This is a genomic window from Mesoterricola sp. JemC181 (assembly GCF_055384585.1).
Window position 1 is genome coordinate 3,943,972 of sequence record NZ_AP045076.1, and the last position, 24,438, is coordinate 3,968,409.

At 69.8% G+C, this 24,438-nt stretch carries 20 protein-coding genes; 9 read left to right on the plus strand and 11 right to left on the minus strand.

What is annotated here, in order from left to right:
- Window positions 1–38: 38 nt before the first annotated feature.
- Genes ACZ5MC_RS17385 through ACZ5MC_RS17395 form a run of 3 tightly spaced genes read right to left on the minus strand, consistent with a single transcriptional unit; the run spans window position 39 to window position 1,931 of the window.
- Window positions 39–242, minus strand: a complete 204-nt coding sequence (locus ACZ5MC_RS17385; RefSeq protein WP_306601745.1) for a hypothetical protein — start codon at window positions 240–242, stop codon at window positions 39–41.
- Window positions 235–720, minus strand: coding sequence for a YaiI/YqxD family protein (locus ACZ5MC_RS17390; protein ID WP_464516362.1), 486 nt, complete (start codon window positions 718–720; stop codon window positions 235–237). Before ACZ5MC_RS17390 ends, ACZ5MC_RS17385 begins: the two co-directional genes overlap by 8 nt.
- A gap of 41 nt (window positions 721–761) precedes the next feature.
- Window positions 762–1,931 carry an ATP-binding protein gene (locus tag ACZ5MC_RS17395; protein WP_373432552.1) on the minus strand — a complete coding sequence of 390 codons (1,170 nt, stop codon included), beginning with the start codon at window positions 1,929–1,931 and terminating at the stop codon, window positions 762–764.
- Window positions 1,932–2,099: 168 nt separating this feature from the next.
- Here ACZ5MC_RS17395 and ACZ5MC_RS17400 point away from each other — a divergent pair, with 168 nt between their 5' ends.
- Together ACZ5MC_RS17400 and ACZ5MC_RS17405 are read left to right on the plus strand one after the other, a co-directional pair.
- Window positions 2,100–3,248: a metallophosphoesterase family protein gene (locus ACZ5MC_RS17400; RefSeq protein WP_306601748.1), complete on the plus strand. Its 1,149-nt coding sequence runs from the start codon at window positions 2,100–2,102 to the stop codon at window positions 3,246–3,248.
- Window positions 3,245–6,301 carry an AAA family ATPase gene (locus tag ACZ5MC_RS17405; RefSeq protein WP_464516363.1) on the plus strand — a complete coding sequence of 1,019 codons (3,057 nt, stop codon included), beginning with the start codon at window positions 3,245–3,247 and terminating at the stop codon, window positions 6,299–6,301. The genes ACZ5MC_RS17400 and ACZ5MC_RS17405 overlap by 4 nt, the downstream gene beginning before the upstream one ends.
- A 61-nt stretch (window positions 6,302–6,362) precedes the next feature.
- Here the strand turns inward: ACZ5MC_RS17405 and ACZ5MC_RS17410 are convergent, their stop codons facing one another.
- The 4 genes from ACZ5MC_RS17410 to ACZ5MC_RS17425 all read right to left on the minus strand — a co-directional run bounded on the left by ACZ5MC_RS17410 (window position 6,363) and on the right by ACZ5MC_RS17425 (window position 11,638).
- Window positions 6,363–8,120 carry a methyl-accepting chemotaxis protein gene (locus tag ACZ5MC_RS17410; protein ID WP_306601750.1) on the minus strand — a complete coding sequence of 586 codons (1,758 nt, stop codon included), beginning with the start codon at window positions 8,118–8,120 and terminating at the stop codon, window positions 6,363–6,365.
- 49 nt (window positions 8,121–8,169) lie between these two features.
- Entirely contained in the window at window positions 8,170–8,817 is a 648-nt protein-coding gene (locus ACZ5MC_RS17415; protein ID WP_306602293.1) for a TetR/AcrR family transcriptional regulator, read from the minus strand.
- A 72-nt stretch (window positions 8,818–8,889) separates the two neighbouring features.
- Window positions 8,890–10,935 (minus strand): FUSC family protein, encoded by a 2,046-nt coding sequence (locus ACZ5MC_RS17420; RefSeq protein WP_464516364.1) that lies wholly within the window; start codon window positions 10,933–10,935, stop codon window positions 8,890–8,892.
- 115 nt (window positions 10,936–11,050) lie between these two features.
- Window positions 11,051–11,638, minus strand: a complete 588-nt coding sequence (locus ACZ5MC_RS17425) for an isochorismatase family protein (protein WP_306601752.1) — start codon at window positions 11,636–11,638, stop codon at window positions 11,051–11,053.
- A gap of 144 nt (window positions 11,639–11,782) precedes the next feature.
- Here ACZ5MC_RS17425 and ACZ5MC_RS17430 point away from each other — a divergent pair, with 144 nt between their 5' ends.
- From ACZ5MC_RS17430 to larA, 5 genes are read left to right on the plus strand one after another with little or no spacing between them, the layout of a single operon-like run.
- Window positions 11,783–13,417, plus strand: a complete 1,635-nt coding sequence (locus ACZ5MC_RS17430; RefSeq protein ID WP_464516365.1) for an L-lactate permease — start codon at window positions 11,783–11,785, stop codon at window positions 13,415–13,417.
- Between the two features lie 4 nt (window positions 13,418–13,421).
- On the plus strand, window positions 13,422–14,564 hold the full coding sequence (locus ACZ5MC_RS17435) for a glycerate kinase (RefSeq protein WP_464516366.1): 1,143 nt from the start codon (window positions 13,422–13,424) through the stop codon (window positions 14,562–14,564).
- Window positions 14,565–14,591: 27 nt separating this feature from the next.
- The gene (locus ACZ5MC_RS17440; RefSeq protein WP_464516367.1) at window positions 14,592–15,095 is read left to right on the plus strand and encodes an ECF transporter S component; all 504 of its coding nucleotides are present in this window, start codon (window positions 14,592–14,594) and stop codon (window positions 15,093–15,095) included.
- Window positions 15,085–15,489, plus strand: a complete 405-nt coding sequence (locus ACZ5MC_RS17445; protein WP_306601756.1) for a DUF1893 domain-containing protein — start codon at window positions 15,085–15,087, stop codon at window positions 15,487–15,489. Before ACZ5MC_RS17440 ends, ACZ5MC_RS17445 begins: the two co-directional genes overlap by 11 nt.
- Window positions 15,486–16,766, plus strand: coding sequence for a nickel-dependent lactate racemase (larA, locus tag ACZ5MC_RS17450; RefSeq protein ID WP_464516368.1), 1,281 nt, complete (start codon window positions 15,486–15,488; stop codon window positions 16,764–16,766). Before ACZ5MC_RS17445 ends, larA begins: the two co-directional genes overlap by 4 nt.
- A gap of 160 nt (window positions 16,767–16,926) precedes the next feature.
- On the opposite strand, the gene ACZ5MC_RS17455 is transcribed toward larA, so the two are convergent.
- Window positions 16,927–17,334, minus strand: a complete 408-nt coding sequence (locus ACZ5MC_RS17455; RefSeq protein ID WP_464516369.1) for an HIT family protein — start codon at window positions 17,332–17,334, stop codon at window positions 16,927–16,929.
- Between the two features lie 168 nt (window positions 17,335–17,502).
- Here ACZ5MC_RS17455 and ACZ5MC_RS17460 point away from each other — a divergent pair, with 168 nt between their 5' ends.
- A complete protein-coding gene (locus ACZ5MC_RS17460; protein WP_464516370.1) occupies window positions 17,503–19,374 on the plus strand; it encodes a malate synthase in 1,872 nt (623 codons plus the stop codon).
- Between the two features lie 72 nt (window positions 19,375–19,446).
- Entirely contained in the window at window positions 19,447–20,523 is a 1,077-nt protein-coding gene (locus ACZ5MC_RS17465) for a hypothetical protein (RefSeq protein ID WP_464516371.1), read from the plus strand.
- Here ACZ5MC_RS17465 and ACZ5MC_RS17470 read toward each other — a convergent pair.
- From ACZ5MC_RS17470 to ACZ5MC_RS17480, 3 genes are all read right to left on the minus strand, one after another.
- Window positions 20,498–21,415 carry a class I SAM-dependent methyltransferase gene (locus tag ACZ5MC_RS17470; RefSeq protein ID WP_464516372.1) on the minus strand — a complete coding sequence of 306 codons (918 nt, stop codon included), beginning with the start codon at window positions 21,413–21,415 and terminating at the stop codon, window positions 20,498–20,500. The genes ACZ5MC_RS17465 and ACZ5MC_RS17470 overlap by 26 nt on opposite strands.
- Window positions 21,405–22,502 (minus strand): class II fructose-bisphosphatase, encoded by a 1,098-nt coding sequence (gene glpX / locus ACZ5MC_RS17475; protein ID WP_306601762.1) that lies wholly within the window; start codon window positions 22,500–22,502, stop codon window positions 21,405–21,407. Before glpX ends, ACZ5MC_RS17470 begins: the two co-directional genes overlap by 11 nt.
- A gap of 116 nt (window positions 22,503–22,618) precedes the next feature.
- A complete protein-coding gene (locus tag ACZ5MC_RS17480) occupies window positions 22,619–24,373 on the minus strand; it encodes a flavocytochrome c (RefSeq protein WP_464516373.1) in 1,755 nt (584 codons plus the stop codon).
- Window positions 24,374–24,438 lie beyond the last annotated feature (65 nt).

The following is a 24,438-nucleotide window of genomic DNA, read 5'->3' on the forward strand; positions in this document are numbered from 1 at the left end:
GGGGGACAAGGTGTTACCTGTTCTTCTGGCGGCCTACACTAGCGCTTCAGCGCCATCTGGCCGATGCGCGAGATGCGGTACCTGCCCACCTCCCCCTCCCGGATCAGGTCGTGCTGCAGAAGGTAGTCAAGGTCGGCGGCCTGCACCCCCTTCAGGGAGAGAAGCTTCTCCCTCGGGGCGTCCGGGTGCCGGGCCACGGTCAGGAGCAGGCTCAGGCGCAGCGGGGTGATCACGTCAATCATGGGGCGTCCTTCCGGGGGCGCGGGTGCGCTCCAGCTTGAGCAGGGCCTGGATCTGGTTCTCCAGGGCGCCCAGGAACCGGGAGCGGTCCGCGGGGGCGTAGGGTTTCGGACCGGTGCCGAGCTCGCCCATGTCCCGCAGGAAGGCGCTGATCTCGCGGCTGGCCATCGCGTCGACGATGGAGTCCTCGGTGAAGAGGCGGCCCTTGGGATCCAGGACCCGGGCCCCCTTCTTCAGGCAGCGGTCCGCCAGCGGGATGTCGGAGGTGACGGCGATGTCGCCGGCCGCGGCCTGCTCCACGATCCAGTCGTCGGCGGCGTCGAAGCGCCCGCTCACCACCACCGCCTTGAACAGGGGGTCCCGGGGCAGGTTCAGGCGGCTGTTGGACACCACGTGCACCGTCAGGCCGTGCCGCCTGGCCACCCTGAACACTTCGTCCTTCACGGGGCAGGCATCGGCGTCGACGTAGATCTGGATCAAGCGGGCTCCTGGCGGTCCAGTCCATGCTACCGCACCGCCGGCTACAGGCTGGCCTCCAGTTCGGGCAGGCCTTTCCAGGGCACGACCTCCACGCCGCCGTGGCGCAGGGCGGCCTCGCCTCCATAGACGAGCCAGGAGGCTCCTCCCGTCCTGCCCGCGAGCGCATTCCAGCGGTCCAGGGAATCGAAGGCATCCGTCGCGATCGTACGCCCCGACTTGACCTCGATGGGCTGGATTCCTCCGTCCTTCTCCACCACCAGATCCACCTCCAGCCCTCGGCTGTCGCGCCAGAAGTGAAGGTCGGGAGGCACCCCCCGGTTCAGGCGCGCCTTCAGGAGATCCGTCACCACGAGATTCTCGAAGAGGGAACCCCGCAGGGCGTGGAAGGCCATCTGGGCCGGCTCCCGGATGCCCAGGAGCCACCCTGCCAGACCTGTGTCGCAGAAATAGAGTTTTGGCGCCTTGACCAGCCTCTTGCTGAAATTCGAGAAGTGGGGACGGAGGAGGAAGACGATGTAGCTGGCCTCGAGAACCGAAAGCCAGGCGGAGGCGGTGTTGTGGGAGACACCGCAATCCGCGGCGAGCGAAGAAAGGTTCAGCAACTGCCCAACCCTCGCGGCGCACAGCCTGATGAACCTCTGGAAGGCGGAGAGGTCCCGCAAGGCGATGAGCTGGCGCACATCCCGTTCCACGTAGGTGCTGATGTAGTTCCCATGCCAGTCCGCCGGAGCCAGATCCCGGTCATGAAGGGGAGGGTAGGATCCGCGGAGCAGGAATTCGTCCAAGTCTCCGGGCAGCCGCCCGGCCTCCCTCAGCTCGCCCATGGAGAAGGGGAGCAGCTGCACCAGGCCGACCCGCCCCGCAAGGGTCTGGGTGATGCCGGAAAGCAGCCCGAACTGCTGGGAGCCGGTAAGGACGAAGGAGCCGGGACGAAGGCTCTCGTCCACCTGGGTCTGGAGGTAGGAAAACAGGTTCGGCGCCCGCTGGACCTCGTCGAGGATCGCGCCTTCCGGGAACCGGGAAAGGAGGCCCCGGGGATCGGATTCGGCAAGGTCCCGGAGATCCGGGTCCTCCAGACTGAGGTAGGCCTTCCCGGCGAAGGCGGCCTTGGCGAGGGTCGTCTTGCCCGACTGGCGGGGCCCCGTAATGGCAACGATAGGGAACCCCCTTGCGAGGCGCATCAGGGTTTCGCTGGCGGCACGGGCGATCATGGGGAGAGGGTAAAGGGGTCATCACAAATTGTCAATTCAACTCTAATTTTGTGAACCCATTTATTAACTATAGTTAAATGCATAAGGAGCGCATCCGGACCCTCGTCAGCCCCTGTCGCTCCCACGGGGGCAGAGTACCATCTAGCCTCAACCGGAACGGACCTCCCCATGCGCATTCTCCACACTTCGGACTGGCACCTGGGCCGCGTCCTCCACGAGTTCCCGCTCCTGGAGGACCAGCGGCAGGTGCTTGGGCAGCTCATCGCGCACTGCAGGGCCGAGCCGTACGACGCGCTCCTCGTCGCGGGCGACGTCTTCGACCGAAGCCTCGCCTCGGAGGAGGCGGTGCGCCTCTGGAGCGGCTTCCTGCGCGACCTGCGCGCGGACTGTCCGGACCTGCCCCTCCTGGTCATCGCGGGCAACCACGACTCCGCCACCCGCATCGCCTACGCGGCCGACGCCCTGGCCCTGGCGAAGATCCACGTGCGGGGCGGCCCGGACGCCCTGGAGACCCCGGTGGAGATCCGGGACGCGGCGGGCTCCCGCATGCAGGTGTGGATGATCCCCTTCCTGTGGGCGGGGGACTGCGACGGCGGCGGCGAGGACCGGCGCATCCGCACCCAGGAGGAGACCCTGGCCGCGGCCGTGGAGCGAATCCGGCCCCTCCAGGACCCGGGGGCGGTGCAGGTGGCCATGGCCCACTGCTTCGCCCGGGGGGCCCTCGCCTCGGATTCCGAGCGGGTGCTGGTGGGCACCGCCACCGACGTGGAGGCCGCGCTCTTCGCGTCCTTCGACTACGCGGCCCTGGGGCACCTGCACCGGGGCCAGCGCGTGCTGGACGGGGTCTGGTACTCCGGCTCCCCCCTGCCCTACTCCTTCTCCGAGACCGGCGACGCCAAGGCCGTGCTCGCGGTGGAGCTCGCCAAGGGCCGGCCTCCCGCGGTCACGCAGCTCCCCCTCCACCCGCCCCACCCCCTCGCGCGCCTGCGGGGAGGCCTCCGGGAGCTCCTGGAGGACCCGGCCTTCGCCGCCCACGCGGACAGCTTCGTGGAGATCACCCTGGATCCCCGGGACGCCGGCGCCAACCCCTTCGCGCTCCTCAAGGGGCGGTTCCCGTTCCTGCTGCACCTGTGCTACCTCGGCCCCGAGGCCGGAGAGGCCGCGGAAGGCGCGCCCGCGGCGGAACGCGCCGGGGACCTCCTGTCCGACTACCGGCAGTTCGTGGCCGACCTGGGCCTGGAGGACGACGCGCTGGAGCGCCGCACCGCCCTGGCCGCGGTCCTCGCCGCCGAACTCGCCCGCCGGGAGACCGCATGAAGCCCCTGCGCCTGACCCTGCAGAACTTCGGCCCCTACGCCGGGGAGCCCGTGGTGGTGGATTTCACCCACCTGGACCCCCTCTTCCTCATCACCGGGGACACCGGGGCCGGCAAGACCTCGCTCTTCGACGGCATCTGCTACGCGCTGTACGGCGCCCCCCTGGGCACCCGCACCGAGGCCTCGGTGCGGTCCAAGCTCGCCGCGGACGGCGAGAGCACCTTCGCCGAGTTCGAATTCGAGGTGCGCGGGGTGCGCCACCTCGCCACCCGGTCCCCGGCGTGGTTCGAGGCGAAGAAGAAGGGCGCCGGCTTCCGGAAGCCCGAGGAGATCCACAACCTGAAGAGGTGGGGGGAGGCCGGCTGGGTGACCCTGTCCTCCCGGAAATCCGAGATCGACGCCCGGGTCGAGGCCATCCTGGGCCTCACCCAGGACGAGTTCGCCAAGATCCTCGTGCTCCCCCAGGGCGACTTCCAGCGGTTCCTGGAGATGGGCACCGGGGAGCGCGAGGCCATCCTCGAAAAGCTCTTCCCCATCAAGGAGCACCAGCGGCTCGCGGAGTACGCGCGCAGGCGGGCCGAAGAAGCCAGGAACCTCAAGACGGAGCTGGGCCTGCGCCTGGAGGAGGCCCAGGGCGGGACCCACCAGGACGCCGCCCAGGCCCAGACCATGGAGGAGGAGCTGAGCGGGGCCGCCGGCGCCGCCGACGCGGCCAGGGACCTGGCCCTGAAGCTGCGCGACGAGGCCCAGCGCGAGGCGCAGAACGCCCGGCGGGCGGAAGCCGCCTTCCAGGAGCAGGCGTCCCTCCGCGCCGGGGAGCAGGCCTACGAGGACGCCCGGGCCCACCGGGAGGGCTTGGAACGCGAACGGGAGCGGGCGCGGGGCGCCGCCTCCTGCGAGCCCGCCGTGAAGGCCCGGGAGGACGCCGGAGCGGCCCTGGGGAAGACCGAGGAGGCGTGCCGGAAGGCCGGCGTGGATCTGGAAGCGGCCCGGCGGGAACGGGACGGCCTCCAGCCGGACCTGGACGGCGCCCCGGAACGACGGTCCGCCCTGATGAAATTGCGCGACGAGCAGGTTCTGAGCCTCAAGCGGCTCGACGACCTGAAGGCGTTCGGCACGGTCTGGCGCGAAGGCGCCCGGGCCGCGGAGGCCTTCGCGAAGGCCACGGAGGGCCTCGAGGCGGCGGAAGCGGAGGTCTCGAAAAACCAGCGGGGGCTGGAGGCCCTCGAACCGGTGGAGCGGGACCGGGGGACCCTCCAGGAGGAATGGAACAGCCTCGCGCCCCTTCGCACCCGGCTGGACCGGCTGCAGTCCGACGCGGACGTGGTGCGCGCCTGGCCCGGCCTGGAAACGAAGCTGCGCGCGGCCGTGGAGGGCGCGGAAACGAACGCCCGCGCAGCCGCAGAGCGTCTGCGGGCGGACGTGGACCGGGTCGAAGCGGCCCGGGCGCTGCGCGAAGCCAACCTCGCCGCGGCCCTGGCCACCCGCCTCGCCCCGGGCTCCCCCTGCCCCGTTTGCGGCTCCGCCGACCACCCGCATCCGGCTTTGCCGCACCCGGATCTGGACCCGGAGGCCCTGGCCCTGGAACCGCCCCGCGTGGATGCGGCCCTGATGGCCTCGGACCAGAAGGCCCGTTCGGCGTCTGACCTGGCCGTCAGCCGTCTGAAGGAGGCCGGGCAACGCCAGGGCGAGGCCCTGGCTCGCCTGCAGGAGGCCGGCTGGCCCGAGATCGCCGCCTACGACGCCGCCCGGACCAACCTAACGACCATACAAACGGGGCTGGAGGTGCGGCTCCGGGAGAAGGCGCACCTTCTGGCGGGCCGCGAGGACCTCAGGCGCAGGCTGAGGGAAGCGGAAACCGTCCGGGACACCGCCCGGAACCAGCGCGAGGAGGCCCTGCAGGCCGACACCGCCGCCCGGGAGAAGCGCCAGGCCCTGGAGCGGAGCCTCGGCCTTGCCATCGAGGACCCGGTGAAGGCCTGGCGCGAGGCGCAAACGGCGCACGACGCCCGCGGGCTCCGCATCGAGGAGCTGGACGGGGCCCTGGCGGACCTGGACGCCCGGCGGGAGAAGGCCGACGCCGCCCTGACCAGCCTGACCCGGCTCCTGGAAGTCCGGAAGGAGCACCTCGACCAGGCCCGGGCGGTCCTGGCCGCGGCCCAGGAGGCCATGGAGACCGCCCTGGCGGCCTCCGGTTTCGCATCGCCCGGAGAGCAGCTCCAGGCCCGGCGCGAGGCGGCGAGGCTCCTCGAGATCGAAGCCGCCCTGGGCAAGGCGGCCGAGGACCGCGCGGTCCGCCTGGCCCGCCTGCAGACCCTGGATGCCGAACTGGACGGCAAGGCCCGCCCCGACCTGGAGGCCCTGGACGCCGCCCGGGAGGAAGCCGCCGGGGCCTTCACCCGGGCCGCCGCCGAGGCGCAGGCGGCAGCCGCCGCCCTCGAGGCCTTCCGCTCGCGCCGGAGCCGCGTCCAGCAGCTCCAGGACGAGCTCCAGGCCGCCACCGAGGCCTCCGCCGACCTCATCCAGCTGTCGGCGGAACTGGACGGCGCCAACCGCCGGCGCATGAAGTTCTCCTCCTGGGCCCTGGCCTGGTGGCTGCAGCGGGTGCTGGAGCACGCCTCCCGCCAGCTGGACCTGCTCTCCGGGGGCCGCTACCGGTTCCGGCTGCGCACCGAGGTGGACGACAAGCGCCGCTCCGCGGGCCTGGAGATCGACGTGCACGACGCCTACGCCAACGGCACCCGCAGCGTGCGCACCCTGTCGGGCGGCGAGAAGTTCCTGGCCTCCCTGTCGCTGGCCCTGGGCCTGGCCGAGGTCATCCAGAGCCGCAGCGGCGGCATCGAGCTGGACGCCCTCTTCATCGACGAGGGCTTCGGCTCCCTGGACGACGAGACCCTGGAGAAGGCCATGCGGGTCCTGGACAAGCTCGGCCAGGGCCGGATGGTCGGCCTCATCAGCCACGTGGAGGCCATGAAGCAGGCCATCGACTGCCAGATCCGGGTGCGCAGGCAGGACGGGGGGAGCCGGGTGGAGCTGGTGCGGGTGTCCCGGTAGATCTGCTGTGGCGCCTGGCTTGGCCCCAGGAGGGTCGAGGCAGGCGCCACAGCAGATCTTGCTACCCCTGCATGAACCGCTCGGGGTTGAACCCCATCACCAGCGCCCCCCAGTGCTTGCCCCCCACGTGGATGGGCATGGACAGGTCGTTCAGGATCTCCCCCGTGTCGCGCATATAGGTCTGGAAGAGGAAGGCCTCGAGGTTCCGGGAGCGGCGCTTCTCCGTCTCCACGTTGAAGTAGAGCCTCATGTTGCGGCTCTTCAGGAGATCGACCTTGGGGTCGCCGGTCATGGGGTCGCTGACGCCGGAGTGGTGGACGGCGAGGTACCCGTTCACGTCCAGCGCCACGGCGTAGATGGAGCCCAGGTCCTTGCGGGCCTCGTCGAAGAGGGGCTGCAGGTCGGCGGCCACCACCTCGGTGTAGCCGGTGACGAACTTCTGGGGATCGGTGCCGGGAACGGGGCGGTAGTTCCGGTCGAAGACGTCCACGCCCTTCCCGGCCAGGGCGGCGATGCGGGCCTGCATGGCGTCCCGCCACCGGTAGGCCTTGGCGATGACCGTCTCCAGTTCGCTGTCGCCGGTGCGGAAGCTGCTCACCAGTTCCAGCAGCTTCTCCGTGGCGCGGTTCATCTCGCTGGACAGCCGGGTGGACTCCTCGAGCCGCTGGGCCCCGTCCCGGCTCAGCGCCAGGATCTCCCGGGACTGGCCGTGGATGGCCTCGCTGGTGGTGGAGATGCCCTCCACGGCGCTGGTGGCGCCGCTGAGCTGGGAGGTGTTGTCCTCGAAGTCCCCCACGAGCTTGCCGAAGTGCTCCGAGGCCCGGCCGAGGAGGGCGGAGGTGCCCTGGATGTCCTGGCTGATCTCGGCGATGCCCAGCGACGTGCTCTCGGTGTCCTGGAGCATGTTCCCCAGGTTCCGGGTGATCTCGATGGCGGCCTCCCGGGCCCGGTCGGAGAGCTTGCGCACCTCCTCGGCCACCACGGCGAAGCCCCGCCCGGCGTTGCCGGCGTGGGCCGCCTCGATGGTGGCGTTGAGGGCCAGGAGCTTGGTCTGGTCGGAGATGCCCTCGATGAGCTGGGCCACCCCGCTGATGCGCTCGGAGCGCTCCTTCAGCCTCGCCACCAGCTCGGAGAAGTCCGTCAGCCGGCGGTTGGTGGCGGCCATGCCCTGCTCGGCCTCCAGCAGCTCCTGGCGGGTGGACTGGGCCGAATCCAGGTTGCTCATGGTCGAGGCGGCGATGAAGGAGGTGGCCAGGGCCACCTCGCGGACGGCCTCCTCCACCTCCTGGCTGGTGCGGGTGATGCGCTCGGAGAGCTCGCCCTGCTGCTGGGCTCCCTTGGCGGAATCGGCGGAGAGCTTGAAGGTGCGGGTTGACCCCACGGCGATGGTGAGCCCCAGGCGCTTGGACTCGTTGAGGATGTCGCGCACCTTGCCCGAGAACAGGTTGAAGGCGTCGGCCAGCTGGCGGATCTCGTCGTGGGTGTCCAGCTTCAGGTCCCCGGAGAAATCCCCCGCCCCGATCACCGAGGAGATCTGGCGCAGCGGCACCGTCACCGAGAGGTGGAAGGTGAGGTAGGCGACGGCCCCCACCGCCAGGGCCAGGAGGGGCACCGCGACGGCCAGCGTCTGCGCCCGGGACAGCGCCTCGAGGGCCTCAGGCGGGGCGCCGGCCTTCAGGGCACCGGCCATGCGCAGCAGCTGGACGCTGAGCACCAGCATCAGCAGGAAAAAGGGAACCATGATCCCGAGGATCTTGCGCAGGAGCGAATGGAAGAAGGTCCTCTCCAGGAATTGGTAGAGGAGCTTGAACAGGAACATTGCAGTCCCCCTCGGCAGAGTTGGTTATTTCACCATCCATACTGACCGATCAGCGCGCTTCTGCCTCCAGATTCCTTTCGGCGGACGCATGGAGCATGCCGTGCCGGAGGATCGCGGACACTTCCTTCATGGCCGTGGCGGAATCCAGGCCGAACTGGTTCGGGATGCCGAAAAGGATCTCCACGGCGAAATACTGGAGGAACACCCGGCTCGCCAGCATGGAGGCGGTGATGGGCTGGAACCCGTCGCCCAACTCGTCCTTCAGGGAACCGTCCGGGAACCGCTTGTTCAGGAACGTCTCGAAGCGGCCCGCCATCTCCGTGTAGAACTTCCGGATGTGGTTCCCTTCGAATTCCACCACGTCCACATAGATGAGGATCACGTGGCGCCGCCAGGTCCGGACGCTCTCCTCCGCCGCCTGGGCCAGGGCCTCCAGGTCGAAGGGGAAGGCCCCCGCCGCCAGGGCCTTGTTGAAGGGGAACTCGGGGCTCTCGATGGCCTCCCAGTATTCGCCCAGCAGGGTGGTGAACAGCGTCTCCTTGTCCGGGAAGTGGTGGTAGACGTTGCCGGTGGAAAGGCCGGCCTCGGCGGCGATCTCGCGGATGCTCGTGCCGCGGTAGCCCTGCTTCGAGAACAGCCGCAAGGCCGCCTCCAGGATGGCCACCTGGCTGCGTTCCGATTTCTCCCCTTGCGACACTCTCAAGCCCCTGCCCCCCTCGGAAATTTACCAAAGCCTGGAATCAGGCACTATGCACTATATCTACAATTTCTAGAACTCGATAAGCATGGCGTTCAACTCCGTCCCCGCCAGATCCAGCTGGGACGTGACGTAGGCCGTTCGGGGGTCCGACAGGCCGGGCAGTTCCGCCGCCTCCAGGGCTTCCCGCGGACCGGCCAGGGCCGCGGGGTCCGCCCCCTCGGCAACGGCGGCCATGGCCTCCAGGGCTTCCCCTGCCGCCCGGGCCAGGGGCTCCAGGCCGGGTATCGGCGGGCCGCCGGCCCGGAAATGCACCGCCGCCACGCTGAGCCACCGGGTGATCCGCAGGTTGTGGTTGGCCAGGGCCGCGTTGCGCTCGATGCCCTCCCGCATCACGTCCGGGTCGCCGGCCATGCGGTTCAGGGAGGAGAAGACGAGACTGTTCGCCCGCTGGGCCTTGCGCTTGGCCTTGAGCACCAGCGCGGGCGTCAGGTCCGGGTCCCCCCCCAGCCCCTGGCTGAGGCGTTCGAGGAAAAGGGCGTTGGCCCGGAGGGCGTCGGCCAGGAGGGGGGGGAAACGATCCCGCTCCCACACCGGCCAGAAGCTCAGCGCGGCCAGCATGGCCAGCAGGCAGCCTGCCATGGTGAAGGCCAGGCGCTGAAGCGTGAGGGCCAGGGTCACCGGCCCGGCGGCCTCGAACTGGAGCACGACCAGGAGCGTGATGTAGAACACGGCCACGGCGTAGTTGCGCTTCACGTACCAGGTGAAGGCCCAGCACACCGCGGCGGTGGCCGCCAGGAGGAGCCAAAGGGGCAGGTGCAGCCAGAGCAGCGCGCTGCCCGCCAGTCCGCCCGCGATGGTGCCCACCACGCGCTGGGTGGCCCGGACCCGGGTGGCGCCGTAGTCCGGCTGGAGCACCACCATGACGCACAGCGGAATCCAGAATCCGTGGGGCAGGTGCCAGGCGCGCCAGACCCAGGTGCCCGCCATCATGATGACCGCCAGGCGGAAGGTGAACCGCACCAGGGCCGGGTCCACCTGGAGGCTGAAGTTCAGGGCCGAGGCCAGGGGGCGCAGGCTCCAGGCGCGCAGATCGAACAGCTCGAAGGAGATGGGCCCCCGCTCCCGCACGCGCTCCATGGAGGCCCGCAGAGTGGCGCGCAGGGTGGGCAGGTGCTCCTGGAGCTTGCCCAGGACGTCCGAGAGGTGGGCCCGCTCCGGGGAGTCCTGCACCTTGGCGGCCACCCGGGACTGGAGCACCCGCACCAGGCCCCCCAGCCGCCGCAGCCGCACCTCGAACCGGGCAAGGTGGCCGGCCTGGTGGGACACCACGGCCAGGGCCAGGGACCGGGTCGAGTTCACGGCGGAGGCCAGGAAGGACCGGAAGGAGGCCGCCAGGGCCCCGGGGCCTGGGGGCTCCATGAGGCGTTCGATGCTGGGGTTGAGGGCCATGAGGTAGTTGGCCAGCTGGGCCGCGGCCTGGTTCAGGGCCTCCAGCTCCCGCACCAGGGGACGGCTGCTCTTGGCGTTGGCGCCCTTGAGGGCCTCCTTCGAAAGGTCCAGGGCCGCGCGCAGGTCGTTTTCGCAGGCCGCCACCCGGGCATGCCGGGCGGGAGCGTCGGCCGCCTCCACCGCGGGCAGGGCCTCGGCCAGGTTCGCCAGGGCGAGCCAGACCGCCGCCACCGTGCGCCGGAGGGGATGCTGGGCCAGGAAGGGCCAGAAGGCGGCGTGCACCACGATGCTGAAGCCGCACCCGGCCAGGGTGGCCGCCGCGGCCGCAGGGGGCGTGGCCCCCTCCCGGGAGATGAGTCCCAGGAAGAAGAGCAGGGCCGCCGTGGAGGCCACCGAGGGCCCGTACTCGCCCAGGCCGTGCCGCCAGGCCCCCGCCCCCAGGGCGATGAGCCCCGTGGCCAGCACCGCCATCAGCACGCTGCGCCCCGCCCCCACCCCCAGCCAGGCCGCGCCCGCGAACACCAGGCTGAGGCCCACCAGGAGGAAGAGGCGCAGGGAATAGGCGCCCTTCACGTCCAGCCCCCCCACGGCATGGCCGGCGAAGGAGGCCAGCACGGCCTGGGTGCCCGTGATCAGCCCCAGGGAGGCCAGGACGAGCGGCAGCATGAACGCCACCGTGGCCCGGAGGGCGCGGGTGGCGGAGGGGTCAACCAGTTCCCGGGCGGCAACGCGTCCGAGCAGTCGTGAAAGGGCCATTCCGCAATGGTATCAGAGGCTTATTTCAGGGCTGCCCTTCCTTCATGATCGCGGACATGGCCTTGAACTGGGGGTGGACCTTGTCCCGGCACCACTCGAAGGCCACGGATTCGTGGTTGGTGAGCACGGCGCCCGCCGCGGCCATGCGCTCGATGGCGTGCTTCCGGTAGTCCTCCCCCCGTCCGCTCACCGCATCCCAGCAGAGGTGCACCTCCTGGCCGGAGGCCAGGAGCTCCAGGACCGTCTGGCTGACGCACACCTGGGCCTCGATGCCCGCCACGACGATCTGGCGCTTCCGGGGCTCCACGTCGGGCCTCGCGGCCTGGAGCAGCTTCTCGAAACCGGGATCCCCGCAGCAGCCGAAGGAGGTCTTCTCCATATAGTACGTGGGCGTGGACAGGCCGTCGAAGGCGGCCTGGATGCTCGCCTCGGTGGGGCCGATCCCCTGGGGATACTGCTCGGTCATCACCACCGGAACCTGGAACAGGTCCGCCAGGCGCAGGAGCCTCCGGGTGGCCTCCAGGACCATGTCCGGGCGGTGGACCATATGGACCAGCTTGCCCTGCAGGTCGATGACGACCAGGATGCTCCGGTTTGCGTCAAGAAGGGCCATGGGTGCCTCCTGGTCGATTTTCGCACGATCCGGGAACCACCGGGGCGGGGCCGGAGGCTGGAAAAAAAAGGAGGCCGAATATTAATACACGGACCGGTCACGTCCCCTGATATGTTCATATCCATTCAAACCAGGAGGCAATATATGTTGACCGGGGCTCTAGTGGCTTCCCTGCCGCTTCTCGTTCTGCTCATCGGCATCCCGCTGATGATGAAACCCGCGGCCAAGGTGGCTCCCATCGCACTGCTGGTGACCATTCTCGGGGCCATCCTCGGCTTCGGTCTGCCCGCGAAGGTGGTGCTCCTCTCGGCCCTGCAGGGCGGGATCACGGGCATCTTCCCCATCATGTACATCCCCTTCGGCGCCCTGGTCATCTACAACGTCCTCAAGGTCACCGGCTGGATGGACAAGATGCAGGGGGCCATGGCCAACCTGACCATCGACCGCCGCGCCCAGGCCCTCCTCATCGCCTTCGGCTTCGGCGCCTTCCTGGAAGGCATCTGCGGCTTCGGCGCCCCCGTCGCCATTCCCGCCATGATCCTCGTCGGCCTGGGCTACAACCCCATGATGGCCGCCATGGTCTGCCTGGTGGCCAACACCGGTCCCGTGCCCTTCGGGTCCCTGGCCATCCCCACGGTCACCCTGGCCAAGACCACCGGCCAGGACCTCATGAGCCTCTCGATGATGACCGGCCGCCTCATGGCGCCCCTGGCCTTCATCATGGCCTTCGCCACCGTCTACGCCATGAGCAAGGGCAAGGGCATGCGGGGCATCCTCCCCACCATCTTCGTCACGGGCATCAGCTTCGCCGTCACCGAGTTCCTTGTGTCGAACTTCGTCAGCGCCGAACTGACCTCGGTCCTGGCCGCCCTGGTGTGCCTCACGGCCACGGCCGTCTTCCTGAAGTTCAAGGCCAAGGAGGAGCCCTGGCTCTTCGAGGGCGAGAAGGCCTCCGAGACCGTGGTTCGCGAGTTCCATCCCAAGGAGCTGTTCCTGTCCTGGCTGCCCTACCTGCTCCTGGCCGTCTTCATCATCCTGGTGAACCTGGCCAAGACCAAGCCCCTGTTCGCGGGCACCGCCCCCGGCTGGCACGCCCTCCTCATCAAGTTCCAGATCTACAACCCCAACAAGATGTACGCCTTCTCCTGGCTGCAGACCCCCGGCACCGTCATGCTCATCGCCGGCATGGTGGCCTTCCCCTTCATGGGCGTGAAGTACAGCGTCGTAGGCTCCCAGTTCGGCAAGACGTTCAAGCAGATGATCCCCTCCTTCATCGCGGTGGCCTGCATCCTGGCGATCTCTGAAGTCATGAACGTCTCCCTGCCCATCGTCGACCCCAAGACCAAGCTGGCCGTGTGGGGCACGCTGGGCGTCAAGCAGATCTCCATGGTCGCCACCCTGAGCCAGAGCATCGTCCACGTGGTGAGCCGCTCCATCTATCCCCTCCTGAGCCCCCTGTTCGGGATGATCGGCGTGTTCCTCACCGGCTCCAACACGTCGGCCAACGCCCTGTTCGGCAACCTCCAGGTGCTCACCGCCAAGGCCATGGGCCTGTCCGACATCCTCATGGCGGCCGCCGGCAGCGCCGGCGCCTCCGCGGGCAAGATGATCAGCCCCCAGAGCATCGTCATCGCCGCCACCGCCGTGGGCCTCTCCGGCAAGGAAGGCCAGATCATGCGCCAGACCATCAAGTACACGATCCCCTACGTGATCCTCCTGGGTCTCATGGTGTGGGGCTTCGCGTTCCTGTTCCCGGGCCTGGTCCCCCTGGGGAGGTAGCGCCATGCGCATCGTCGTAGCACCTGACTCCTACAAGGGAAGCGTCTCGGCCATCGGTGTCGCCGACGCCATCGAACGCGGCATCCATGCCGTGTTCCCCGAAGCGGAGGTCCGGAAGGTCCCCATCGCCGACGGCGGTGAAGGCACGGTGGAGGCCCTCGTTTCGGCCACCCGGGGCCGGTTCTTCCGCACGCAGGTGCCGGGGCCCCTCGGCGAGCCGGTCACGGCCACCTGGGGGGTCCTGGGCGACGGTGTCACCGCCGTCATCGAAATGGCGGCCGCCTCAGGGCTGCCGCTGGTTCCCAGGGACCGGCGCGATCCCCGCGTCACCTCCACCGCGGGCACGGGCCACCTCATCAAGGCCGCCCTGGACGCGGGCCTGGACAAGCTCGTCATCGGCATCGGCGGCAGCGCCACCAACGACGGCGGCACGGGCATGGCCCGGGCCCTGGGCGTGAGGTTCCTGGACGCCGAAGGCCGCCCCCTCCCCGAAGGCGGGGCCGCCCTCGCGCGGCTGAAGACCATCGATCTCTCCGGCCTCGACCCCCGCCTGGCCACGGCCAGCATCCTCGTGGCCTGCGACGTGGACAACCCGCTCTGCGGCCCCCGCGGGGCCTCGGCCATCTACGGGCCGCAGAAGGGCGCCTGCCCCGAGGCGGTCCAGGAGCTCGACCACGCGCTCGGCGTCCTCGCCCGGGTCGCCGCCGCCGCCACCGGCCGCGACGTGGCCCTGCGCCCCGGCGCGGGCGCCGCGGGCGGCCTGGGAGCGGGCCTCATGTGGTTCACCCCCGCCCTGCTCCGCCCGGGCGTGGAGATCGTGCTGGAGGCCACGGGCTTCGAGGACCTGGTCAAGGGCGCCGCCCTGGTCATCACCGGCGAAGGCCGCACCGATGCCCAGACCGCGATGGGGAAGGCCCCCGTGGGCGTGGCCGCGGTGGCCCGGCGCCACCGGGTGCCGGTCGTATGTTTGTCTGGTGGCCTCATCGAGGGCGCCGACGACGTGCTGGCCCACGGCATCGATGCTGTTGCGAGCATCGTGCCGGCGCCCATGGCCCTGGAGGACTGCATCAGCCAGGGCGCCGCCCTGCTCGAGGCCGCCGCGGCCCGGGTCTGCAGGCTCGTGAAGGTGGGCATGGCCATTCGGTAGTAGCATCAAACCCTTCCAGGAGTTCCCATGACCGCCTCGAACCCTGCCGTCGTCCACGAGACCCCCAGCCTTGGCGATGCGCGCCTGTACCTCGCCACCGCCGCCATGGTCCTGGGCAACGTCCTCCTGCCCTATGCCGTGCACGGCATTCCCGGCGCGGGCCGGGCGCTGCTGCCGATCCTCTTCTTCACCCTGGTCGCCGGCTGGCGCTACGGCCTCACGGCGGGCCTGCTCACCGCGGTGCTCTCGCCCCTGGCGAACCATTTCCTCACCGGCATGCCGCCGGCGGCGATGCTCCAGACCCTCATCCTCCAGGGCGCCCTCCTGGGCGTGCTGGCCGCGGCCACCCGCGGCCGCAGGGCCACCCTGCCCCTCCTGGCCCTGGTGGTGCTCGCGCACCAGGCCCTGACCCTGGCGCCTTCGGGCGCGGCCGCCTTCGGCCTCTTCAGGCTGCACGCCCCCGCCATCCTCCTCCAGATCCTGGGCGGCTGGGCGCTGCTGCGGGCCCTCGAGCCCCGCCGTGAGGCCTGAGCTGGGGGACAGCGAGACCCTGGCCCTCTACGCCGGGTCCGAGGCCGTCTTCACCAGCGGGAGGCACTGGCTGCATCCCCTCTTCGACCTGGAGGGCTTCCTGGCCTCCAGCCCCGTCGATCCCGCCGGTGCGGTCCTGCTGGACCGCATCACCGGCCGCGCCGCGGCGTTCCTGGTGGCCAGGCTGGGCCTCCGGGACCTGCGCACCGGGCTCCTCAGCCGCCGGGCCATCCCGGTGCTGGAGGCGCACGGCATCACCTACCAATGCCGCGAGCTGGTCGACAAGGTGGCCTGCGCCACCGAGGACCTGCTCGCGGATGTCCGGGATCCGGAGGCGGCCTGGGCCGTCCTCCAGGAGCGCCGGGCCAGGGCCCTCGCCAAGGAGGCACCATGAAGACGGTTGATCTCGCCTACGGCAGGAATGGCCTGAAGATGGCCGTCCCCGGCGACGCCCACGTCATCGAGCCCCGGCACCTCGAGGGCCTCCCGGACGAGGAGGGCGCGGTGCGCGCCGCCCTGCGCAACCCCATCGGCACCCCGCCCCTGAAGGGGATGGTCAAGGCCACCGACCGCGTGGCCATCGTCATCTCCGACATCACCCGCCCCACGCCCAACCACAAGCTGGTGCCCTGGCTCATGAGCGAGCTCTCCCACGTCCCCCGGGAGAACTTCATCATCATCAACGGCCTGGGCAGCCACCGCGCCAACACGCGCGACGAGCTCATCCAGATGCTGGGCCGGGAGATCGTGGAGACCGTGGCCATCGAGAACCACGACGCCTTCGACGACGCCAGGCTCGTCCACGTGGGCCGCAACACCTACGGCTCAGAGATCTGGCTGAACAGGACGTACGTCGAATGCGACTTCCGCATCGTCACGGGCTTCATCGAGCCGCACTTCTTCGCGGGCTTCTCGGGGGGCCCCAAGGGCATCAACCCCGGCATCGTGGGCATCAAGACCATCCTGGACTTCCACAACGCCGAGATGATCGGGCACCCCAACAGCACCTGGGGCCTCATCGAAGGCAACATCCTCCAGGACTCCGCCACCCAGAACTGCCTGATGGCCAAGCCCCAGTTCATGCTGAACGTGACGCTGAACGGGAAGAAGGACATCACCAACGTCTTCGCCGGCGACGTCATCGAGGCCCACCGCGTGGGCTGCGACTTCGTGCGGGAGTCGGCGATGTACGCCGTGGACCGGCCCTTCGACATCGTCATCACCACCAACTCCGGCTACCCGCTGGACCAGAACCTCTACCAGACCGTGAAGGGCATGAGCGCCGCCGCGCTCATCGTCAGGCAGGGCGGCGCCATCCTCAGCACCAGCGAGTGCTGCGACGGCGTCCCCAACCACGGCAACTACGCCAAGATCCTCCAGATGCGCGATACCCCGAGGGAACTGCTGGAGATGATCGAGGACCGCAGCTTCTCCATGTTCGACCAGTGGCAGGTGCAGGTGCAGGCCATCATCCAGCTGAAGGCGGAGTGCCTCCTGTACTCCACCCTGGACGACGAGACGGTCCGAAAGGCGAAGTTCACGCCCATCAAGGACCCCGAAGCGGCCCTGGCCGCGCTCCTGGAGAAGTTCGGTCCCGGGGCCAGGGTGGCGGTGCTGCCCTACGGCCCCCTTACCATCCCGTACGTCAAAGTCCCCGTGGCCGTAGGCTGACAGATCCTTCCTCGGCGAACCTCGGCGCCTCGGCCACCTCGGCGATAAATTCTGTTTCAAGACGCTGCGGCGCGATGAATTTTTGCGCCGAAGCAGTCTGGAAAAGAAAAGTATCGCCGAGGTGGCCGAGGCGCCGAGGTTCGCCGAGAATAGAGGAAAGCTAGTCTTTCGCTTCGAACGGGCAGATTTCCCGCATGTGGTTTCCCTTGCAGGGGATCACCATCCGCACCCCGCCCCGCGGGTTCTCCACGTCCCCGGCGCGCCTCGGGATCAGGTGGATGTGGCTGTGGAAGATCGTCTGTCCCGCCACGTGCCCCGCGTTCACCCCGATGTTGAATCCCTCAACCGTGGGATCCTCGGCCAGGATGGCCTCGCGCAGCCCCAGGACCAGTTCGTTGCAGGCCTCCCGCTCCTCCGGCGTGAGGCCGAAGAAGTCCGCCACGTGGCGGTGGGGAATGACCAGCGTGTGGAATTCCGTGACCGGGAACGCGTCCCGCATGGCATAGGCGAGGCCGTTGCTGGCGATCACGCGCTTGGTGTCGGGACCGCAGAAGGGGCAGGGGCGCATGGGGGCCTCACGCATTGACGGCGTGCCCAGGCACGTGGTCGAGGAGGGTGCGGGGCGTCCGGGTATCCATGGAACCGATTATCGGATTATTCGATACCGGTCCTCTGCTTTTTTCGCTGGATCCGATGAGGATCCGGGGCCAAATTGGTTCACCGATGGAGGTTCCCCATGGTCCTCGAATACCGCAAAGGCATCCTCTCGCAGTACCCCGATGTCCTGACTCCCCAGGTCCAGCGCGCCCTGGAGACCCTGGCACCCCTGGACGCGCGCCGCCGGGACCTCATGACCGAGCGCGCCGCCCGCCGGAAGGCCCGGGCCCAGCGGCGGGAGCCCATCGGCTTCCTGGACCCCGCCTCCACCATCCCGGGCACCTCCATCACCGTGGCCGAGGCCCGGGCCGGCAGCTTCGACGGGGCGGAGGTCCCCGCCGACCTGCGCCGGCAGTGGATCCAGGGCACGGGCCCGGCCACCAAGCCCCACGCCGATCCCCGCTCGGGCATCCGCAACGTGGCGTACGCCCTCCTGTCCGGCGCCGACGGGTGGATGTTCGACGGGGAGGACGCCCTGGGGCAGGTGGAGACCATGAGCCTGGACAACCACCGCAACCTCAAGCTGGCCCTGGCCCGGGACCCCCTCTTCCTGGACGTGGCCGAAGGGGTCTCGCACGAGATGAACCGCTGGGCCCAGGGCTTCTTCGGCCACCCGATCATCGAGGACTGGCGAAAGCAGCTGGACTTCACCACCGTGCTCTACCGCGCCCGGGGCCTGCACCTGGACGACCGCCACATCCGCCACGCCGGCGGCCCCGCCTTCTCCGCCTCCATCGCCGACCTGGCCACCTTCGCCGTGAACAACGCGGCCACGCTGCGCGCCGCGGGCCGCAGCCTCGTGTACTACCTGCCCAAGATCCAGACCGCCGCCGAGGCCGCCTGGTGGAACACCCTCCTCCTGGCCCTGGAGGACCACCTGGACCTGCGGGCCGGCACCATCAAGGTCTACGTCCTGGTGGAGCAGCTGGAGCAGAGCTTCCAGCTCATGGAGATCCGCGCGGCCCTCGCGCCCCATTTCGTGGGCTTCAACACCGGGCGCTGGGACTACATCAACAGCGTCTCCGACGCCCTGGCCTGGGATCCCGCCTTCCACAACCCCAACATCGACACCATCACCATGACCTACGGGTACATGCGGAACTACGAGGACCGGGTGCGCCGGGCCGTGAACACCCCGGACCGCCTGGGCCGCCACGCCCTCTGGCAGGGCGGCATGGAACCCAACATCCCCGTGGGCTCGGACGTGGGCGTGGCCGCGAGCATGCGGCGGGCCGTGGCCGGGGCCGAGCGGGAACAGCGGGAGGGCGCCTCGGGCAAGTGGGTGGCCCACTGGAAGATGGTCCACATCGTGCGCCCCGTGTGGGAGAAGGCCGGCCAGGACAACCAGGCGGGCCGTTCCTTCCCGGCCCTCACCTACGGCCCGGAGGACGCCGCCGGCCTGACCCTGCTGGAACCCGCCCCCCGCACGGTCCCCGGCGCCCGGGACCTCCTCTCCGTCGCCATCCAGTACGGCAACGCCTTCCTTCAGGGCCTCCAGGCCGCGGCGCTCAAGCCCGCCGACCACTTCGGCAACGACGACGTGCTCTACCTGATGGAGGACATGGCCACCGGGGAGATCCGGCTGTCCATCCTCTGGGAGTGGATCCACAAGAAGGCCCCCCTCACCGACGGCGACGAGATCCTGGGCGTGCGGCCCGGCGACACCCTCACGCCCGCCCTCTTCAACCGGCTCCTGGAGGAGGAGTACGCCAAGCTGCTCGCCGCCCGCAGCAAGGACGTCCATGACGACTCCAAGACCACCACCCTGCCCATCGCCCGGGCCATCGCCTGGGCCTATGTGCAGAGCGACGTGAAACCCCCCTGGTACGTGGACCTCCTGAACCTGAACCTGGGGGTGGACAAGCTGGAGGCCGCCCAGGGCCGGATCGCCCGGTTCCTGGAGACCTTCAAGGCCACGGGGGAACGCATCACGGAGAACCTGGACTTCTGACCGGGTGGAATGCCCAATTGGCCGATAAGTAATGGCAATTAGCCGGACCTGGGTCTGGCCTGGCGTTCATACGTGACTACCCTGGTAACCATGACGGACGCCCCGCGCCACAATGCCCAGCCCCAGGATGAACCACTTGTCATGGGTCCCGCCTCCACCGCCATGATCCTGACCATGGCGTATTTCAGCCTTTTCAACCACCCCTTGCGGGAGGACGAACTCCTCCGGTACTGCCACTTCTTCGCCATCAGCCCGGCCGCCTTCAGGGACACCCTCGGGGCCCTTCTGGACCAGGGAATCCTCGTCAAGTCAGGGGCCCTGTTCCACCTTCGAGGCGATGACGCCCTCCCTGCGATCCGGGGGGAACGGGAGGCCCGGGCGGCCACCTGGCGGGTCCGGGTGGCCCGGTCGGCCTCCGTACTGGCCCGCCTGCCCTTCCTGCGGGGCCTGTTCCTGTCCGGCTCCCTCTCCAAGGGAACCCAGGACGAGCGAGGGGATATCGATTTCCTCCTCGTGACGGCCGGGAACCGCCTCTGGACGACCCGCTTCTTCGCCAGCTTGCTTCTCAAGTCGATCCCCGAATCCGGCCGCCGCAACTTCTGCATGAACTACTTCCTCCCCGAGGACCGGCTGGGCATCCCGGACCGCACCCTGTTCTCCGCCACGGAGGTGGCCTGCCTGAAGCCCCTGTGGAACACCCCGGGCAGCGCCGCCTTCTTCGAGCAGAACAGCTGGTTCCGGGCGTTCTATCCGAACCTGGAACCCGCGGCCCCCCCGGAGGCGCCCCACCGCCCGCCGTTCCTTCAGCGCCTGCTGGAATGGCCCCTGTCCGGACGGTTGGGGGATCGGTTCGAGGCCTGGGCCACCCAATGGTTCATCCATCGCCTTTCCCATCAGCTGGCCACCCTCCCGCCGGATCGCTCACCCGAGGACTTCCGCATCGGTCCCTGGGAGTACAAGGGCCATACCAAGGGCTTCCACGGCCGGCTGCGGAAGGCCTGGCACGAGCGCCTGAACAGCCTGGAAGCAGCCTTCGGCGTCCAGCTGATCCGGTGGCCCTGGGGCCGGACCCCACGCCCGGGGCAGGCCCCGGCCGAAGGGTTCGCGAGGCTGCCCGTGCCCCTCAGGATCCGGCGCCACCAGCAATGACGGTGAAGGTATCCCCCAGCCGGCCCCGCCCCAGCCAGCCCAGGACGGACCGGGCCGCCAAGCGCGAGGCCCGGCCCAGGTTGCCGGGGAGGGGGCATGCTGAATTCATGGATCCGTCCACGATCCAATCGGGCGTCTCGCCGGCCGTGGCCCGGATCCGGTAGCCCGTTTCAACGAGAAGGGCTTCCAGGCTTCCCGGCGTGTAGTGGACCAGATGCCGGGGCAGGCCGAGGCCGCGCCAGTGGCGCCCGAAGAGCCTGGCTCCAAGGCCTTCGATGTTCGAGAGGCCGATGGCCAGGATGCCCCCGGGCGCCAGCGAAGGGCGGATCTTCTCAAGCAGTTCCCGCGGGTGGTAGGAAAGCTGGAACATCCCCCAGAGGGTGACGGCATCGAAGGGGCCCGGCGGGAACGGTTCCCGGTCCGCGTCCAGCACCCTGCAGCCCGGGAGGCCAAGGTGCGTCCTCGCATAGGCCACGACCCCCGGCTCGATGTCGACGCCCTCCACGTCCCAGCCCCGTTCCCGCATGGCCGCGAGAAAGAGGCCATCGCCCATCCCCAGGTCCAGGACGCGTCCCGGCGCCGGATGGACCCCGGTGACGAGCTCGATCCGGCGGAGGAAGGCGGCCGTCTCCCGGGGGGAGGGCGGGCCCGCGGCCTTCCGGGCCCGCTCGTAGAAGGGGTAGGCCCCTTCGAAGGCCAGGTGCTTGGTGGCCTCGGAGAACCGGGGGCTGGTGTACCTGGCCCGGCACCGGGCGCAGCGCATCACGCAGAACCGCTGCTCCCGGGCGGGTCCGTCCGGAATCCAGTCGTCCCCCGCCAGCAGGAGGGCCCGCGCCTCCGTCGCCCCGCAGATGGGGCAGGACGGATGCTCGAGGGCATCCTCAATGGCCATGGATCCCCAGCCCCTTCAGGAAATCCTCCCGCATGGGCGTGCCCTTGCGGTCCAGCTGGTGGATGGCCTGGATGTGGCGCACGGTGCCGCTTCGGGCCCGCATGAGGATCGAGTGGGTCTCGGCCTGGTGGCCGATGAGCTTGACGCCGGGCAGCAGGGAGCTGTCCGTGATCCCGGTGGCGCAGAACAGGGCGCTGTCGCCCACCACCAGGTCCCGCACGTGGAAGACGCGCCGCAGCTCGGCCGCGGGCACCTGGGCGCTCACCTCGGCCAGGTGCTCGGGGTGGCGGGCAGGGTCGAACCACATGCGCAGCTGGATGTCTCCGCCCAGGCACTTGAGGGCCGCCGCGGCCAGGACGCCCTCCGGCGAGCCGCCCATCCCGATGTAGAGGTCCACGCCCGACAGGGGCAGCGAAGGCGCCACCGCCGCGGTGATGTCGCCGTCGGAGATGAGCCGCAGGGCCGAGCCGGCCTTCCGCACCTGGTGGATGATGTCGTCATGCCGGGGGCGGTCCATGGTGACCACCACCAGTTCGCTCACCCGCTTGCCCAGGGCCTCGGCCACGAAGCCCAGCACCTCGCTCAAGGGCTGGTCCAGGAAGGAGGGGCGCGGGTGGAGGTCCAGGGCCGCCTTCACGGCCGGGCCGTAGGCGATCTTGTGGCTGTAGAAGCTGGGGAGGTTGCGCAGGGCGTGCGTCGCCCCGTCGGCCACCTGGGCCGCCGCGATCACCGAGATGCTGTTGGGCAGCCCCTTGGCGATGTTGGTCGTGCCGTCGATGGGGTCCAGGGCGATGTCGAAGCGGGGGGCGCCGGGCCGCCAGGTGCCCAGCTTTTCGCCCACGAAGATGCCCGGGGCCTGATCCTTGATCCCCTCCCCGATGACCACCTCGCCCTGGATGTCCAGCTGGTCCAAGACCCCTGCGATGGCGGCGCACGCCACCGCGTCCGCCTTCTCCTTCTCGCCCCGCCCCGACCAGCGGATGGCCTGCAGGGCCGCGTTTTCCGTAGCCCGCACGAACTCGAACTCGAGGATCCGCTCGCGATCGTAGGGGCTTCCGTCGGGGATGGGAGAAGGGACAAATGCCATGAGGACACCTTTTGGGCGATGGGCCCACAAGGCAAGGTACAACGGAACCGCCCCCGGGTCCGGCCGGGGGCGGAAAAGAATTCGGTCGGAGCCGGCCGATTTGGATTAAACGTTAATTACTTTCGCTCCGGCTGGCGCTTCGCGAAACCCGCCGCGGTCTCGCCGGCGATGCGCCCGAACGTGATCGTCTGGGAGATGCTGTTGCCCCCCAGCCGATTGGCGCCGTGCACGCCGCCGGTGACTTCGCCCGCGGCGAAGAAGCCCGGGATGGCCTTGCCGTCCTTGGCCAGCACCCGCGTGGCCGTGTCCACCGCCAGGCCGCCCATGGTGTAGTGGATGCCGGGGTTCACCTCGATGGCGTAGAACTTCGGGGTGCGCAGGGCCCTGGGCAGGTCGGGGCGCTTGAAGAGCGGATCGAGCTTGGCGTCCACCGCCGCGTTGTAGGCGTCCAGGGTGGCCCGGAGGGCCGCACCGGGAAGGCCCAGCACCCGGGCCAGGTCCTCGGGCGTGGCGCCCTCCTTGACCAGCTTCAGGTGGAAGTAGCCGTCGATCTGCTTGAGGCTCTGCCGGACGCCCTCGTCGAAGAGGAGGAAGGCGGACTTGCCCTCCTGGTGCAGGATGGCCTGGGACACGGCGTCCCGGGTGCCGATCTCGTTGAAGAAGCGCTCGCCCTGGCGGTTCACCAGGATGGCGCCGTTGCCCCGCACGGCCTCGGTGATGAGGATGCGGCTGCCCTTGGCGACGCTGGGGTGGATCTGGATCTGCTCCAGGTCCCGCAGCTTGCCGCCCCTGGCTTCGCCCAGGTCCAGGCCGTCGCCGGTGGCGCCGGGCTGGTTGGAGCTGGCCATGCCCTCGAGGGAGGGCTGGTAGCGCGCCACCCGCGCGGGGTTGGCCGAGAAGCCGCCCGAAGCCATCACGACGGATTTCGCGAGGATCCGGTAGGTCCCTCGGTGGAGGCCGCAGACTTCGACGCCGGTGACGGCACCGTCCCTGCCCTCCAGGAGCTTGACGACCCGGGAGTTCACGCGCACGTCCAGCTTGCGCGAGGCCGCGTTGCGCCGGAGCACCTCCACCAGGTGGGCGCCCACGGGCAGGCCCCCCGTGGGCCGGTGGGCGCGGCTGACGCTGGCCCCGCCCAGGCGGCCCACGTCCGAGAGATCGGCCCCGAGACCTTCCATGTAGTCGACCGAGGCCGCGGAGCCCCGGGCCAGGATCTCCACCAGGGCGGGCTCGGCCAGGAACTTGCCGCCCTTGAGGGTGTCCTCCCGCATGAGTTCGACGCTGTCCTTGATCCCCTTGCGGGCCTGGGCCTTCGTGCCGGCGGCGTTCATGCCGCCCTCGGCCAGCATGGAGTTGCCGCCGGTGAGGGGCTGCTTCTCCAGGACGATGACCCGGGCCCCGGCGTCGTGGGCGGTGATGGCCGCCACCATGCCCGCTGCGCCGCTGCCCACCACCACGACGTCCGCGTGGTCCACGCGCCTGTCCCTGCGGGCCGGATCGGGCCGGGGCTTCCAGGCCGCGTCGGTCCCGCCGGGCATCTTCATGTCGAAATCGTGGCAGCTCAGGCAGTAGGACCGGGAGGCCTCGTGGCCCCGGTGGCAGATGGTGCAGCTGGTCGCGCCCAGGTGGGAGGCGTGGGGGTTGAGGGGATCGGCGGCGCCCTTGGCCATGGCCTTGAGGTCGCCGTGGCAGCGCACGCAGGCGAGGTTCGGGGCCTGCTCGTTGTCGTCCACCCGCGCCTTGCCCTTGCCGTGGCAGTCCGCGCAGGCCACGCCCTTGTCCGCGTGGAGCCGGGCCAGGGGGGCCGGCGCTGCCAGGGCCGCCGCGGCCACGGCCATGCCGGCCAGGAATTTCCGGATCACTCGGTGCATGCTGCCTCCAACCCTTAAATCGATATTTTTTTATCGATCTCAACCCCATGATTGCGGGGCGCCCC